14 protein-coding genes are annotated in these 15,418 nt (G+C 66.0%); 10 read left to right on the plus strand and 4 right to left on the minus strand.

Translation table 11 applies throughout. From position 1 onward, the window contains the following. Nucleotides 1-288: 288 nt before the first annotated feature. Nucleotides 289-2,247 carry a SurA N-terminal domain-containing protein gene (locus AC6LJW_RS28145; protein ID WP_056560872.1) on the plus strand — a complete coding sequence of 653 codons (1,959 nt, stop codon included), beginning with the start codon at nucleotides 289-291 and terminating at the stop codon, nucleotides 2,245-2,247. Nucleotides 2,248-2,263: 16 nt separating this feature from the next. Here AC6LJW_RS28145 and AC6LJW_RS28150 read toward each other — a convergent pair whose 3' ends face one another. Then, complete coding sequence (locus AC6LJW_RS28150; RefSeq protein ID WP_056560875.1) at nucleotides 2,264-2,911, minus strand: arylesterase; 648 nt, start codon at nucleotides 2,909-2,911, stop codon at nucleotides 2,264-2,266. Here AC6LJW_RS28150 and AC6LJW_RS28155 point away from each other — a divergent pair. Both AC6LJW_RS28155 and AC6LJW_RS28160 read left to right on the plus strand, forming a co-directional pair. Continuing rightward, nucleotides 2,910-3,587, plus strand: a complete 678-nt coding sequence (locus AC6LJW_RS28155) for an ABC transporter ATP-binding protein (RefSeq protein ID WP_056560880.1) — start codon at nucleotides 2,910-2,912, stop codon at nucleotides 3,585-3,587. The genes AC6LJW_RS28150 and AC6LJW_RS28155 overlap by 2 nt on opposite strands. 242 nt (nucleotides 3,588-3,829) lie before the next feature. Next, a complete protein-coding gene (locus AC6LJW_RS28160; RefSeq protein ID WP_498088852.1) occupies nucleotides 3,830-4,180 on the plus strand; it encodes a hypothetical protein in 351 nt (116 codons plus the stop codon). Nucleotides 4,181-4,251: 71 nt separating this feature from the next. Here the strand turns inward: AC6LJW_RS28160 and fabV are convergent, their stop codons facing one another. Together fabV and AC6LJW_RS28170 are read right to left on the minus strand one after the other, a co-directional pair. Beyond that, entirely contained in the window at nucleotides 4,252-5,442 is a 1,191-nt protein-coding gene (gene fabV / locus AC6LJW_RS28165) for an enoyl-ACP reductase FabV (RefSeq protein ID WP_498088853.1), read from the minus strand. 118 nt (nucleotides 5,443-5,560) lie between these two features. Then, complete coding sequence (locus AC6LJW_RS28170; RefSeq protein ID WP_498088854.1) at nucleotides 5,561-6,523, minus strand: DMT family transporter; 963 nt, start codon at nucleotides 6,521-6,523, stop codon at nucleotides 5,561-5,563. 93 nt (nucleotides 6,524-6,616) lie between these two features. On the opposite strand from AC6LJW_RS28170, the gene AC6LJW_RS28175 reads away from it, so the two are divergent. The 7 genes from AC6LJW_RS28175 (at nucleotide 6,617) to AC6LJW_RS28205 (ending at nucleotide 13,944) form a co-directional block, all read left to right on the plus strand. Continuing rightward, entirely contained in the window at nucleotides 6,617-7,504 is an 888-nt protein-coding gene (locus tag AC6LJW_RS28175) for a LysR family transcriptional regulator (RefSeq protein WP_056560891.1), read from the plus strand. 341 nt (nucleotides 7,505-7,845) lie between these two features. Further along, nucleotides 7,846-8,892, plus strand: coding sequence for a TRAP transporter substrate-binding protein (locus tag AC6LJW_RS28180; RefSeq protein WP_056560894.1), 1,047 nt, complete (start codon nucleotides 7,846-7,848; stop codon nucleotides 8,890-8,892). A 131-nt stretch (nucleotides 8,893-9,023) separates the two neighbouring features. After that, the gene (locus AC6LJW_RS28185) at nucleotides 9,024-9,644 is read left to right on the plus strand and encodes a TRAP transporter small permease subunit (protein ID WP_056560897.1); all 621 of its coding nucleotides are present in this window, start codon (nucleotides 9,024-9,026) and stop codon (nucleotides 9,642-9,644) included. Further along, nucleotides 9,641-10,924, plus strand: a complete 1,284-nt coding sequence (locus AC6LJW_RS28190) for a TRAP transporter large permease (RefSeq protein ID WP_056560900.1) — start codon at nucleotides 9,641-9,643, stop codon at nucleotides 10,922-10,924. Before AC6LJW_RS28185 ends, AC6LJW_RS28190 begins: the two co-directional genes overlap by 4 nt. A gap of 61 nt (nucleotides 10,925-10,985) precedes the next feature. Next, nucleotides 10,986-11,669, plus strand: a complete 684-nt coding sequence (locus AC6LJW_RS28195; RefSeq protein ID WP_498088855.1) for a DUF2848 domain-containing protein — start codon at nucleotides 10,986-10,988, stop codon at nucleotides 11,667-11,669. Between the two features lie 90 nt (nucleotides 11,670-11,759). Then, entirely contained in the window at nucleotides 11,760-13,109 is a 1,350-nt protein-coding gene (locus AC6LJW_RS28200) for an amidase (RefSeq protein WP_056566450.1), read from the plus strand. Nucleotides 13,110-13,137: 28 nt separating this feature from the next. After that, on the plus strand, nucleotides 13,138-13,944 hold the full coding sequence (locus AC6LJW_RS28205; RefSeq protein ID WP_427984685.1) for a putative hydro-lyase: 807 nt from the start codon (nucleotides 13,138-13,140) through the stop codon (nucleotides 13,942-13,944). 36 nt (nucleotides 13,945-13,980) lie between these two features. Here AC6LJW_RS28205 and AC6LJW_RS28210 read toward each other — a convergent pair whose 3' ends face one another. Beyond that, entirely contained in the window at nucleotides 13,981-15,348 is a 1,368-nt protein-coding gene (locus AC6LJW_RS28210) for an alpha/beta hydrolase (RefSeq protein WP_498088856.1), read from the minus strand. Nucleotides 15,349-15,418 lie beyond the last annotated feature (70 nt).

Consider the following 15,418-nt stretch of genomic DNA (forward strand, 5'->3'; position numbering starts at 1 on the left):
CCGTCGTGCGGGCTAACCCCAGGCCACGATACGAGGGCGGCGCGGGGGCGGTAATGGGAGTTTCCCGGGTTGACGGCGCGGGCCGTCCGTGGGGACGGATGGTCCGCCAGGCGCTGCATTGCCCGGTGATTGGCGCGATGGCCGCGCGATGAATGAGAAATGGTAAAATCCGCCCGCTGAACCCGGTTTCAACCGGTATGGGAATAGAGGCGAATCGATTTCGCCTTTTTTTATGCGTTTTCGTGCGGCCCCGGGCGTCTACCCCCGGAGCGCGGCAACAGGGATTCCATGTTCGAATTTATTCGCAGCCATCGGCGCTGGATGCAGTTCATCCTGCTGATCTTGATCGTGCCTTCCTTCTTTCTGGTCGGGATTCAAGGCTATGACAGCTTCATGAGCCGGGAGCCCGAGCTGGCGACGGTGGCTGGCCAGCCGATTTCCCGCGCCGAGTTTGACCAGGCGCACCGTAACCAGCTAGACCAGTTCCGCCAGCGCCTGGGCGCCCAGTTCGATCCGGCTGTGATCGATACGCCCGCGCTGCGTGAAGGCCTGCTGAACCAGCTCATCAACCAGCGCCTGCTTGCCAATGTGGCCGCCGACAACCGTTTCTCGGTGTCCGACGAGACGCTGCGCAACACGATCGCCGCCATCCCTGAAGTCCAGGACAACGGCCGCTTCTCGCCCGAGCGCTATCGCCAAGTGCTGGCCGCGCAGGGCATGTCGCCGACGTCGTTCGAAGCCGGCCTGCGCCGTGACCTCGCCATCGCCCGCGTCCTCGAGCCCGTCGGCCAGTCGGCCCGCGCGCCCGCCGAAGTCGTGGCTGCCGTCGATTCGGCGCTGACGCAGGCCCGCACGGTTCAACTGCGCAACTTCTCCGCAGCCGACTTCCGTTCGCAGGTCACCGTCACGCCGGCCGACATCCAGGCCTGGTACGACGCCAACAAGCAGCAGCTGCAGGTGCCGGAACAGGTCCAGGTCCAATACCTGGTGCTTGACGAAGCCGCCGCGACGCAAGGCGTGCAGGTCAAGGACGAAGACCTGGCTGCGTATTACGAACAGAACAAGAACCGCTTCGGCCAGCCCGAGCGCCGCCGTGCCAGCCACATCTTCTTCGAGCTGCCGTCGGGCGCGGAAGATGCCCGCAAGGCCGCGCGCGCCAAGGCGGAAGACGTCGCCAAGCAGGCCGCAGCCGATCCCGCCAAGTTCGCGGAACTGGCCGCCCAGAATTCGCAGGACTCGGGGTCGGCCGCCAAGGGCGGCGACCTGGGCTGGATTGCCCCGGGCGCCCAGGCGGGCCCGCTGGACAAGGCCATCTTCGGCCTCGCCCAGAACCAGGTGTCCGGCGTGGTCGAAAGCCCGTTCGGCCTGCATATCCTGAAGGTCACTGAAATCAGCCCGGCCGCCATCAAGCCGCTGGCTGAGGTCAAGGACCAGATCACCGCCGAAGTCCGCAAGCAGATCGCCGCGCAACGCTTCTCTGAAATGGCCAGCCAGCTGAACAAGCAGGTCTACGACCAGCGCGACAGCCTGCAACCGGCCGCCGACGCCGTCGGCCTGAAGCTGCGCACCGCCTCCGGCGTGACCCGCGAGGGCCTGCTGCCTGCCGACAAGGCCGGCCCGGGTTCCGCCGCCGACAGCCCGGACGCCGCGCTGCTCGACAACCCGCGTGTGCGCCAGGTGCTGTTCTCGCCCGACGTGCTGCGCGAAAAGCAGAACTCCGGTGTGATCGAACTGTCGCCCGACACGATGGTGGCCGTTCGCGTGGCCGCCGTCGAGCCGGCGCATGTGCCGCCGCTGGACAAGGTCAGCGAAGTCATCCGCGGCAAGTTGCTCGACGAGCGCTCGGCCGAAGCCGCCAAGAAGGCCGGTGAGGCGGCGCTGGCTGCCAACAAGGCCAATCCCGCCGCCACTGAAGGCTTCGGACCCGCCATCACCGTGACGCGCCAGAATCCGCAAGACCTGTCGCGCCAGGTGCTGGACGCCGTGATGCGCCTGCCCTCGGCCGCGCTGCCCGCGTTCACGGGTGTGCAATCCGGCGTGGACTACACGCTGGTGCGTCTGGAAAAGGTGGAAGCCGGCAAGGCGGAAGCCGCCGACAAGGAGCGCCTGGCGCAGCAACTGGCGGGCGCCTGGGGCCAAGCCGAAAACGAGGCCTTGATCCGCATGCTGCGCGAGCAGTACGAGGTGAATGTCACGCCTGCCGCCGCCGATGTCATCCGCGGCGACCAGGCCCAGGCCGCGGGCTGATCGCCTTAGGAACCCCTCAGTTCAACATGGGCCGCAGCGCCGGCCACACGTTGTCCAGCAATTGAGGCTGGGCATCCTCGTTAGGGTGGATGCCGTCAGCCTGAAACATCGCCCGGTTCGTTGCGATACCTTCCATCAGGAAGGGCACGAGCCGGGCGTTTTCGTTTTTGGCGACATTGGAAAACACCGCGGCAAAGCGTTGGGCGTAGTCCCGGCCGTAATTGGGCGGAATCTGCATCCCGACGATCAGCACGTCGGCATCGGCCTTGCGCGCCGCCTGGGTCATGGTCCGCAGGTTCTGTTCGGTCATGTTCAGGGGCAGGCCGCGCAGGGCGTCATTGGCGCCCAGTTCCAGCACCACGACGGCCGGCGCGTGCTGGCGCAGCAGAGCGGGCAGGCGGGCAACACCGCCGCTGGTCGTATCGCCGCTGATGCTCGCATTGACGACCTGGAACTTCGGGTATTGTTCGGAGATCCTCGCGGACAGCAGGGGCACCCAGCCCGTGCCGCGCTTGATGCCGTATTCGGCGGACAGGCTGTCGCCCACCACCAATACGGTGCGCGGCGAGGAACCCTGGGCCGCCGCGACGGTCTGAGCGTGGGCGGGCGCGGCCACGGCGGTCGCGAAGGCAGTCACAAGAAGCAGACGGGAAAATAGGCGCATGGATAGCAATAACTCAATCGTGGTGAAAGGGCTGGGCAAGCGGGTGGCCGATGCCGGCGGGTCGCTTTCTATCCTGGAAGGAATTGATTTTACGGTCGCGGCGGGTAGCGCCGTCGCCATCACGGGCAGCTCAGGCTCGGGCAAGTCCACTTTGCTGGGACTGCTGGCCGGTCTGGATGTTCCCAGCGTGGGCAGCGTACACCTTGCGGGCCAGGACTTGTTCGCGCTGGACGAAGACGGCCGCGCGCGCCTGCGGGCCAATCATGTCGGCTTCGTGTTCCAGTCATTCCAGCTGTTGCCAAACCTGACCGCGCTGGAAAACGTGATGCTGCCGCTGGAACTGGCCGGACAGTCCGCGCGCGAGGCCGCGCAGGCCATGCTGGAGCGGGTCGGGCTGGGCGCGCGACTGCACCATTATCCGCGCACGTTGTCGGGCGGCGAACAGCAGCGCGTGTCGCTGGCCCGGGCGTTTGTGGTGCAGCCGGACCTGCTGTTTGCCGATGAACCCACCGGCAGCCTCGACGCCGCAACCGGCGTGACGGTCATCGATCTGATGTTCGACCTGCACCGCGAACACGGTACGACGCTGGTGCTGGTCACGCACGATCCGCAACTGGCGGCGCGCTGCGGGCGGCAACTGGTGTTGGCGGCCGGCCGCATGGTGCCGGACGCCTGAAGCCAATTGCAATTCGCAAATTGCAATTGGAGATTTCGATAGAAAACACCGTTTGTGTCTGCGCAGCGTCACTCGGAAAAAATGCCTGAATTCCGATTGCTGCCGCAAATGCTCGAGAGTAGGCTGATTTGCAAGTCAGTCGGCAGGAACGCCAACGCACACGCAGCGGCTCACGCCTTGCAGTTGGTCGGATGGTGAACTTGGCTCGGCCTTAGCTTTTACGCAGAAGTGCCGCTAATGGAATGAAGAATGCCGTGTCGTTCTATTTCTTCCCAAGCCAAGGAGTTGCCATGTCTGTTCGTGCATCTATCCATGCGTCCTTGTTTGTTGCGTTGCTGGCGCCTGCGGTTGCCAGTGCCAGCGGTGGCGTCATCCGCTTTGTCGGGGCCATTGTGGAACCGGCGCTCTGCATGCCGCGCGTGACGCCGGCAAGCGCGGCTGCGCTTCCCCGAGTGGCCTGCGCGCCGGAATTCCGGACGCACGCAGTCGATCCGGCGCTGCGGGTCAAGACCTCGGTGCGGGAAGTGCCTGCGCAAAATACCGAAGCGCCGGCTTCGGGCAAGCGCTATCTGGTGACGCTGGAATACCTGTAGGACTGGCGCTGTCCCAGCGTGCCAGGACAGCTTGAACCAGGTAACGCGCGGACGGCCCGGCCGCCGCGCGGTCAGCCCAGGTTGCGGATTTCCACCACGGGATCAACGTCCGCTGCATAATTCACGCCGTCGATTTCAAAGCCGAACAGCCGCAGGAAATCGCGCTTGTAGCCCGCAAAATCCGTCAGCGCATAGAGGCTGCTGGTGTCGACCTGATTCCACAGCGCTTGCACGCGCGCCTGCACCTTCGGATCCAGTTCCTTGTAGTCGGCGCGCAGCCGTCCTTCGTCGTCCAGGATCGGCGTCGGGCCGCACAGGCTGTCGCGATAAAGCCCATATACCTGTTCGATGCAGCCTTCGTGCGTGCCGTCTTCCTTCATGACCTTGAAGAGCAGCGACAGGTACAGCGGCATCATCGGAATAGCCGAGCTGGCCTGCGTCACCACGGCCTTCAGCACCGATACCCGCGCGTCGCCGCCGCGTGCGGCCAGCTTGGCGCGGATGTCCAGAACGCGCTGGTCCAGGTCTTTCTTGGCCGCGCCGATGGAACCGTTCCAGTACACGTCGTGCGTGATCTTTTCGCCTAGATAGGTGAAGGCGGTGGTGGTGGCGCCGTCGGCCAGCACGCCGGCATCCAGCAGCGCGTCGATCCACATCTGCCAGTCTTCGCCACCCATCACGGCGACGGTGGCGTCGATCTCGTCTTGCGAGGCGGGCTCAAGCACGCCGTCCTTGATGAGTTCCTTGTCGGTATCCAGGCCATGCAAGGTCACGGACTTGCCGATAGGCTTGAGCGTGGAGGTATAGACCTGGCCTGTCTTCGGGTGCGTGCGGCGCGGGGCGGCGAGGCTGTAGATGACCTGGTCGACCTGGCCCAAATCCGCCTTGATGGCGGCGATGGTCTTTTGCTTGATTTCGTCGGAGAAGGCGTCCCCGTTGATGCTTCTGGCGTACAGCCCTTCGGCTTCGGCGAACTTGTGGAACGCGGCGCTGTTGTACCAGCCCGGCGTGCCCGCCTTGCTGGCGTCGCCCGGCCGTTCGAAGAAGACTCCCAGCGTCTGCGCGCCACAGGCAAAGGCCGCGCTGATTCGCGCGGCCAGTCCATATCCCGTGGACGCGCCCAGGATCAGCACACGCTTGGGGCCCCCGGACACCGGTCCTTGCGCCTTCACGTAGTCGATCTGTTGCTTCACGTTGGCTTCGCAGCCGGCAGGATGGGTGGTGACGCAGATGAAACCGCGCACGCGGGGCTTGATGATCATGGGAGCCTCTTGTTGGGAATACGCCAGGAGCCGATGCCGGAATGGGAATCAGGCGAAGCGCATTGTACGGGAGGCGGCAGACTCGCAATTTCGAATCTGTCGCCGTTCAGCGCCGGGCCTACGTGCCGCGGGCAGTCCGCGCCGCAGCGGCGCTTTGCGCGCGGCCGCGCCGCCATTCGATCATGCCGATTCCCACGCCGCTGGTGCAGATGATGGCGATGCCCAGCCAGGTGAGCGGGTCGGGAAAATGGCCCCACACAAGCCAGCCCACCGACGTGGCGCTGATGATCTGCAGGTAGATGAACGGCGCCAGCGTGGACGCCGGCGCGCGGCGGTAGGCGGCGATCTGGAACAGGTGTCCCACGCAGCCCGTGATGCCGGTCGAGATCAGCACGGCCCAGTCGAACGCCGACAAGGCCTGCAGGAAGGGCAGGGCGGGCGGCAGGATGAAGGGCAGGGCAAGGGTCAGGCAGATCGTGCCCACCGCGCCGCTCCAGATCAGCGAGGTGAACGGATCGTCGCCGGCGACGCGGCGCGTGGCGATGAACTGGGCCGTGAAGCAACAGGCCGTCAGCAGGCCGAAGATCGTGCCGACCGGATGCAGGCCGCCGCCGGGGCGGATGACGATCAGCACGCCAACGAAAGCGATGCCGGCCGCGACGAAGCGCGACATGCGCGCGGGTTCCTTCAGGATCCACGGCGCCAGCGACAGCACAAGCAACGGCGCCAAGAAATTGATGGACGTGGCCTCGGCCTGGGGGATGTAGCTCAGTGTCGTGAAGAACATGAGCGTGGCCAGGAACATCGAGCCGCCGCGAATAAGCTGCTCACGCGGCTTGGTGCTGCGCAACACGCGCATGCCGCGCGCGGGCAGCACGAGCGCCAGCACCAGGATTAGATGGATGGCATAGCGGAACCACGACAACACGAGCAAGGGTACGCCCGCGTCCATGACCCATTTGCCGCTTGCGTCCAGGCACGACAGGGTCCACATCGACAGCACCAGCAGCAGCACACCGATCATCGGGCCGCGTGCGGCGGTCGCGCCGGGGCGCGGGCGACCGTTATCGGCCGGGGACATGGACGGTACTCCTTTCAGCGTGCACGGGGCATGGCCCCTTTGGGGCGATGGGCGGCTGACATGATACGCTCATCGCGCCGGGGGAAAAGGCCAATGATAGAACTACGCAACGTCGAAACATTTTTCTGGGTCGCCACGCTGGGCAGCTTTCGCGCCGCGTCCGACAAGCTCAACACCACGCAGCCTGCCGTGTCGCAGCGCATCGCTTCGCTGGAGGCCGACCTGGGGGTCAAGCTGTTCGAGCGTGATGCGCGCGGCGTCAAGCTGACCGCCAAGGGCCACGAACTGCTGTCGCACGCGGAGCGCATGCTGCAGGTGCGGCGCGACATGTTCGAAGCCGCGCGCGAGCAGAACGTCATGTCAGGCACCGTGCGCATCGGCGTGGCCGAGACCATCGTGCAGACCTGGCTGCCCGCGCTCATCGAACTGATCCACGCGACGTATCCCGCGCTTGTGCTGGAAATCGAGGTGGACACGACGCATGTGCTGCGTTCGCACCTGATGTCGCGCCAAATCGATCTGGCCTTCCTGATGGGCCCGGTGCTGGAGGCGCGGGTCGAGAACCTGCCGCTGTGCACCTATCCGCTCGCGTGGGTCGCCAGTCCGCTGCTGGATCTGGGGCCTGAACCCCTGACGCTTGCGACGATCGGCAAGCTGCCGATCATCACATATCCGTCCAACAGTTCGCCTTACCGCATCGTGCGCGACATGTTGACCCGAGCGGGCGTGGCGTCGCCGCGCATGTATGGCAGCGCCTCGATGTCGATGGTGGTGCGCATGACGCAGGACGCCATCGGCACCAGCGTCATCGCGCCCGTGTTTTTGGGCAAGGAGCTGGCGCGGGGCGAGTTGCGAATTCTGCAGGTGCAGGCCGACCCGCTGCCCGAACTGAGCTTTACCGCAACCTGGGTGCAGGGCCCCGACAGTCATGCCGTGCGCGTCATTGCGCAGCTGGCGCAAAAGGTCGCCGCACAGACCTGAACGGCAAAAACTCCCGTAGGTGTTTTCCCGACTCGGTGGCGCCGCCGGGGGCCTTTCAACGTGCCCGAGACGCCAGCCTTCGCGCGTGACAGCTGGCCGCAAAGCCGCGCCGATGCGTCGTTTGCGCGAAATTGCGCTGCAGCGGCCCGCGAGACCCAAAAAATATTTATACCCCCACATCGGAACATACGATTGGACGGTCGCCGCCCCTGACGATGCAATGGCGCTCATAACGGAGTAGCGGCTGGATACACATCCGTGACCACCGATTCCTACAGGCGCGCGACCAGGACAACGGGATCCCGCGCGCGACACACGATCCCGCAGCCAGGAGTTTTTCCATGAAGAAGTCCCTTGCTTTCGCCGCCATCGCCGCCAGCCTTCTGGCCGGCGTCGTCCACGCCCAGGACCTGCCCAAGACCCACTTGAAGATCGTGGGCGGCCTGTCGAACCTGACCGCCTATAACGACTACGAAAAGCCGTTCTGGACTAAGACCATACCCGAGCAGTCCAAGGGGCAGGTCACGGCGGAGATCAAGGGCTTCAATGAAATGGGCTTGAAGGGGCCCGAGCTCCTGCGCCTGATGTCGCAGGGCGTGATCGAATTCGGCACCGCCACGCTGTCCTACTTTGCCAGCGACAATCCGATCAACGAGGCCATCGACCTGGCCGGCCTCGCGCCCGACGTCAAGACCGCGCGCGCCGTGACCGAAGCCTTCGAACCCGTCTACGCCAAGCTCTACGGCGAAGGCAACAACGTCAAGCTGCTGGGCATTTCCACCTATCCGGCGCAAGTGCTGTTCTGCAATGCCGAGATCAAGGGCCTGGCCGACATCAAGGGCAAGAAGGTCCGCACCAGCAGCCGCACCACGGCCGAGTTCGTCGAGGCGCTGGGCGGTTCGAGCGTGACGATGGCCTTTGGCGAAGTCGTTCCCGCGCTGCAAAACAAGGTCGTCGATTGCGCCATCACGGGCTCGCTGTCGGGCTATTCCGCCAAGTGGTACGAGGTGTCCACGCACCTGGTCGCGCTGCCGATCAACTGGAATCAGCAGATCCATGCCGTCAACCAGAAGGCCTGGGACAAGCTGGATCCGAAGGTGCGCACGTTCCTGCAAGCCCAGATCACGACGCTGGTCGACAACATCTGGGATGCCGCCGCCCGCCAGACGCAGGAAGGCTATGACTGCAACACCGGCGCGGCCGCATGCCCCTTCCCGGTCAAGGGCAAGATGGTCCTGGTGCAGCCGTCCGAGGCCGATCAGGCGCTCCTCAAGAAGGTGGCGCAAGAGGCCGTCCTGCCCAAGTGGGCCGCCCGCTGCTCGGCGCAGTGCGTGAAGGACTGGAACGCAACCGTCGGCAAGACGCTGAACCTGACCGCAAGCAAGTAAGTGCCAGGATGCGCCGGCCCGCGGGCCGGTGCAGATTACGGCCGGTGATGGCGCGCGGTAGCCCGTGACCTTTGCATGAGGTCCGCGGCGCCCGCACGCGATGGCAGGCCCTGCCACCCGAGGTTCCATCCATGACTCAAACCGAACACTTCCGTCTGCTCGGCGGCCTTTTGCGGCGCGCGGAGAGCTTTTCCCGCGCGGCTGTGTGGGCCGGCGGCGCCCTGACCGTGGCCAGCGTGCTGCTCATCTCCTTCGACGTGCTGGCCCGCAAGTTCCTGGGCTTCACGACCGGGGGCGCGGATGAACTGTCCAGCTACGCGTTTGCCATCAGCACTTCCTGGGCGCTGGCGTTCGCCACGCTGCAGCGCGCCAACGTGCGCGTCGATGTGCTCTACCAATATTTGCCAGTGCGCCTGTCGGCCGTGCTGGATTGGATTTCCATGGTGGCGATGGCCGTCTTCATGGTGTTCCTGACGTATTACGCCTACGACGTGGTGGTGACGTCCTGGACGCAGAAGTCGGCGGCCAACACGCCGCTCGCCACGCCGCTGTGGATCCCGCAGGGCCTGTGGGTGCTGGGTCTGGCGTGGATGTGCATCACGGTCGCGCTGATGCTGGCGCGGGCGTCCGCCGCGCTGGTCACGGGCGACATTGAACTGGTCAAGCAGATCTGCGGCGTGCGTTCGGCGCAGGAAGAAGCTGACGAGGAAGCCGCCGCCGGCGAGCGCATGGTGAAGGGAGAAGCCGCATGATTGCCACCGCTTTGACACTGCTGCTGGTCCTGATCGGCCTGTCCATCCCCGTGGGCGCCGCGCTCGGCGTGCTGGGCCTGATCCTGGACCCGATGTTCTCGATGCTGCCGCTGACGCGGGCCATCGGCGAGATCTCCTGGAGTTCGAACAACGAGTTCCTGCTGGTCGCGATTCCGCTGTTCATCATGCTGGGCGAGGTTCTGCTGCGCGCCGGCTTTGCCGAGCGCATGTACAGCGCGATGAGCCTGTGGCTGTCGTGGCTGCCGGGCGGATTGATGCACGCGAACATCGGCGCCTCGACGCTGTTCTCGGCGACCTCGGGCTCCAGCGTGGCAACCGCCGCCACTGTGGGCACCGTCGCCATTCCGCAGATCCGCAAGTATGGCTACAACGAGCCCCTGTTCCTCGGCAGTCTCGCCGCGGGCGGCACGCTGGGCATCCTGATCCCGCCGTCGATCAACCTCGTCATCTATGGCGTGCTGACGAACTCGTCGGTACCCAAGCTGTACCTGGCCGGCATCATCCCCGGTTTTGCGATGGCAGCGCTGTTCATGCTGACGGTCGTGATCGCCTGCGTGGCCAAGCCGTCGTGGGGTGGCAAGAAGATCCACGCGACGTGGGGCGAACGCATCGCCAGCCTCGTGCATCTGGCGCCGCCGCTCGGCATCTTCTTCCTGGTGGTCGGTTCGATCTACGCGGGCCTGGCGACGCCGACCGAGGCCGCTGCGCTGGGCGTGCTGGGCGCGTTCATCCTGGCCGCGTGGTTCCGCCGCCTGACGTGGTCGATGCTGCGCGAGGTGCTGGAAGGCACGATGCGGTCCACGGCCATGATCATGCTGATCGTCATCGCCGCCAGCTTCCTGAACTTCGTCATGTCCGCGACGGGCCTGACCGATGCGCTGACCAAGTCCATCACCGGCCTGGGCCTGTCGCCGGGCTGGATGCTGCTGATCGTGGTGATCTTTTACCTGGTGCTGGGCTGCTTCATGGAGACGCTGTCGATGATGATCACGACGATCCCCATCGTGGCGCCCATCATGATCGGCCTGGGCTACGACCCGATCTGGCTGGGCATCGTCATCATCGTGCTGGTCGAGGCCGCCCTCATCACGCCGCCCGTGGGCCTGAACCTGTTCGTCGTGCAAAGCCTGCGCAAGAGCGGCTCGATGAGCGCCGTGATTGTCGGCAGCCTGCCGTTCGTGGCGGCCATGTTCGTGATGCTGGCGCTGCTGGCGTTCTGGCCCGACATCGCGCTGTGGTTGCCGCGCGTCTTCGGTTGATAGCTCTTTGATTCCGGCGCGGCAACCACCCCGGCTTCCCACTCTTCTTCGCAGGACTGATATGAAAGCCGTATTCAAAATCGACGACGCCAATCCCCGCCAGGTGGAAGTGGCCTTCAACAAAGTGATCGTGGCGGGCTGGGCCGGCCGCGACATGGCCGCCATCGAACACCATATCGAGGAACTGGCCGCAATCGGCGTGCCGCGTCCGAGCAGCGTGCCGCTGTATTACCGCATCGCCGAGAATCAGCTCACGCAGTCGGCCAACGTGCAGGCGCTAGGCGAGGAATCGTCGGGCGAAGTCGAGACGTTTGTTTTTGCGGTCGATGGCGAGATGTACGTCAGCATCGCGTCCGACCACACCGACCGCAAGCTGGAGACGGTCAGCGTGGCGATGTCCAAGCAGGTCTGCGTGAAACCCGTGGGCACCGAGGCCTGGCGGCTTGCGGACGTGGCGGGGCACTGGGACGAGCTGATCATCCGCGCCTACATCGTCGAGAATGGCGAGAAGGTGCTGTACCAGGAAGGCCCGCTGTCCACGTTGCGCACGCCGCAGGACCTGATCGCGGGCTATACGGGCGGCGGCGCGATCCTGCCGGAAGGCGCGGGCATGACCTGCGGCACGGTGGCCGCCATCGGCGGCATCCGCCCGGCGGCGGATTTCACGATGGAACTGCACGATCCGCGCCTGAACCGTACGCTGCGCCACCGCTATCATGTCGAGTCGCTGCCCGTGGTCGCCTGAAGGCCGCCACGCTCGGCGCTGAATCCGGGCGCGTTCCTTGCGAAGGCGTCCGTCCGAACACTTACGCCGCCAGGCGGCATTAGGACAATGATGGTTTCGACCTTGAATGATCTGACCTCGGCCCTGCGTGAGGGCCGCAGCACCTCCGTTGCGCTGACCGAAGCCGCGCTGGCGCGGGCCCAGGATCCGGCGGGCGAGGGCGCTCGCGCCTTCACCAAGCTCTATGCCGATTCGGCGCTGGCGCAGGCGCGCGCGTCGGACACGCTGCGCGCGGCCGGCATCGTCCGGTCGGCGATCGAAGGGCTGCCCATCAGCATCAAGGACCTGTTCGACATCAAGGGCGAGACCACGATGGGCGGCTCGGTTGCGCGCGAAGGCGAGCCTGCCGCCGAGGAAAGCGCCGAGGTCGTGCAGCGCCTGATCGCCGCGGGCGCCGTCATCATCGGCCGGACCAACATGACGGAGTTCGCCTATTCGGGGCTGGGCATCAATCCGCATTACGGCACGCCGCTCAATCCGTACGACCGCGCCACCGGCCGCATTCCCGGCGGCTCGTCGTCCGGCGCGGCGGTGTCGGTTGCGGACGGCATGGCAGTCGCGGGCATCGGGTCGGATACGGGCGGCTCCGTACGAATTCCTGCCGCGCTGTGCGGCCTGACGGGGTTCAAACCCAGCGCCTGGCGGGTTTCCATGCAGGGCGTGCTGCCCTTGTCGGCGAATCTGGATTCCATCGGCCCCATCGCCGCCAGCGTGCGCTGCTGCGCCGAACTCGACGCCATCCTGTCGGGCGACGCGGGACCTTTGCCGCAGGCGCTGCCGGTGCGTGGCCTGCGCCTGGCCATTCCGACGACGCTGGCGCTGGACGCCATGGACAAGCATGTCTCCGACACCTTTGCGGCGGCGGTGCAGCGGCTGGAAGCAGCCGGCGCACTGATCGACCGGATCGAGATTCCGGAATTCGCCGAACTGGCCGCCATCAACAGCAAGGGCGGCTTCACTGCCGCCGAGGCCTGGGCCTGGCACCGCGACCTGATCGCACGCGCGGGCAAGCGCTACGATCCGCGCGTGGTGTCGCGCATCATGCGCGGACAGGACATGACGGCGGCCGATTACATCGAACTGCTCGACGCGCGCGAGGCGTGGGTGGCAGCCGTGGACCACCGCATTGCCGGGTACGACGCGCTGATCATGCCCACGACGCCCATCGTGGCGCCGCCCGTTGCGGACCTGCAGGGATCCGACGAGGCCTATTACGCTGCCAACGGGCTCATCCTGCGCAATCCCACCCTCATCAACTTCCTGGACGGCTGCGCGCTGTCCTTGCCCTGCCACGCGGCGGGCACGGCGCCCGTGGGCTTGATGATCGCGGCCAGCAATGGCGCGGACCGCCGCGTCCTCGGCATCGGCCTGTCGGTCGAAGACCTGTTCGCCGCCCGCTGAGCGGCGTTTTCCCGCAACGAGAGATCCCATGCCAGACGCCGAAAACGTTAGAACCAGCCTCGCGCTTGCCCGCCAGGCGCGGCTGGATGCCCGCAGCGGCCGCCTGACCGGTCCCACGGCGAATCTGGCGCCTGGGCACGTTCAGGCCAACCTGGCGATTCTGCCGCGCGCGCTGGCGGCGGATTTCCTGCATTTCTGCCAGCGCAATCCCAAACCGTGCCCCTTGCTGGCGATGTCCGAGCCGGGCGACCCGGCGTTGCCCGAGCTCGGCGCGGATATCGACATCCGCACCGACATTCCGCGATACCGCGTCTGGAAGGACGGCGAACTCGTGGCCGAGCCGACGGATGTGCGCGACCTCTGGCGCGACGATCTCGTGTCGTTCCTGATCGGCTGCTCGTTCTCGTTCGAGGAGGCGATGCTGGACAACGGGCTGCCCGTGCGCCACATCGAGCAGGGCAGCAACGTGCCCATGTACCGCACCAGCATCGCGACGCAGCCGGCCGGCGTGTTCGGCGGTCCGCTGGTGGTGTCGATGCGGCCCCTGAAGGCGGCGGACGCGATCCGGGCGATCCAGGTGACGTCGCGCTTCCCGTCGGTGCACGGCGCGCCCGTTCACATTGGCGATCCGTCGCTTATCGGCATCGCGGATATCGGCCGCCCCGATTATGGGGATCCGGTGGAGATCCGCCCCGGCGAAATGCCAGTGTTCTGGGCCTGCGGCGTCACGCCGCAGTCGGTGGTGGCTGCGGTGCGGCCGGAATTCTGCATCACGCATGCGCCGGGCCATATGCTGGTCACCGACCTCATCAACAGCCGCATGGCGGTGTTCTGACCCGGACGGGCCCGTGGACGGCCCGTCGGCGGGCCGTCAGCGCAATTGCATCAGCGCCTTTACGCGCTGGTCGTAATCGGGCGGGAAGGTCCAGAAGCGCATGCCTTGCTGCGTAAAGCCTTCCTGCAGGCCGCGTTCGGCCGGCGCCTTGTGCCATAGGAATTGCATCAGCACGTCGCTGCTGACCCACGCGTTGCCGAACCAGAAGCTGTGGGCGCGGCGATTCATATCGGGAATGGCGCGCGGATCGACCCAGATCATGTCGAAGTTCAGCCGCTGCGACGCGGCGTTGATGAACGCCACCTGTTCCTCGGTCAGGTCGTCCGCATTGGGACGGCCCGCGCGGGACGCCCGCTGGTGGCGTGCCGCGAAGCGCAAGGCGCGATCATCAAGATTGGCTCCCAGGCTCACGCGTTCGGTCAGGTCGATGTACTGGCGCAGGTCCGTCACGAAACGGTAGGTGTCTTCGTCGGGCGCCGCGAAATAGATCTGGCCCAGGCGCAGCCGTGCGCGCAGCGCCTCGCGGCTTTCGCCGTCGCGGGGTTGTGCCAGCGTGGCGAGTCCTTCACTGGCGATCCGCGCGCCCGCGCTGAACGCCAGCACGTTGATGTGCTCGGCATTCGTGTTGCGCGCGAGCAATTCCAGGAGGCGTGCGAAGGCGGGCACCGAGGCCCGCGCGGTTCGGACATCCGTGGCATAGGACAGCAGGCTGCCGGCCGACGGCCAGAGAAAGGCCAGGACGACCGCCTGGCGGCCTGTGAAGTGATGAAACTGCGCGGCCTGCGCGGTGCCACGCCACACCGCGTTGTTAAAGCCGTGCACGTAGACGATCAGGTCCCGGTGACGGCTGACCGCCAGGGCGTCGTTGATGAGCGCAAAGTAAGCCTGTGCCTCGGGCGAGGTTTCCGCATCGCTTTGCGGGGTGAGGGCAACGAGTTCCTCCATGCGCTCCAGGCTGAGCACCGGCCGGCCGCGCTGACTGCCCGAGGTGGAAAGCTGGCGCAACTGATCCCAGTCCAGCGTGCCGTCGCCAATCTGCACCTTGGCCACACCCATGCGCAGTGTGTCGCTGGGAAAGATCGAATAGAAGGGTTGGCGCGATTCCAGGAAGACGGCGCGGTTGGTGGCGTAGAGCAGCGGAATCGAGGTGATGTCGGCCGTGTCCTTGTGCGCGAAGGGGTCGACCTGGCCCGTCGTGAACTTGACCGGCGTGGGCATCAACTGCACCGGGGAGGAGCAGGCTGTCAGCAGCGTCATGAGCAGCGCGGCCAGCACGGCGCGGGCGGTTCGCAATTGGCGGACCGGCGGCGCAAGCGAGCGGGCATCGAGGAAACGCATGCGGTGGGCCCGGATCAGGTGGGAGGATTGGCGCGGCGCGGGCGCCAACGGCGACGCGCGCTGCATTACCGTCATTCCATTGACATCGGCAAAGGCACGCGAGGATTGTCGCCGTGGTGGAGGCGGGGGGCAAGGG

Source organism: Achromobacter sp. 1012554356 (assembly GCF_059760815.1).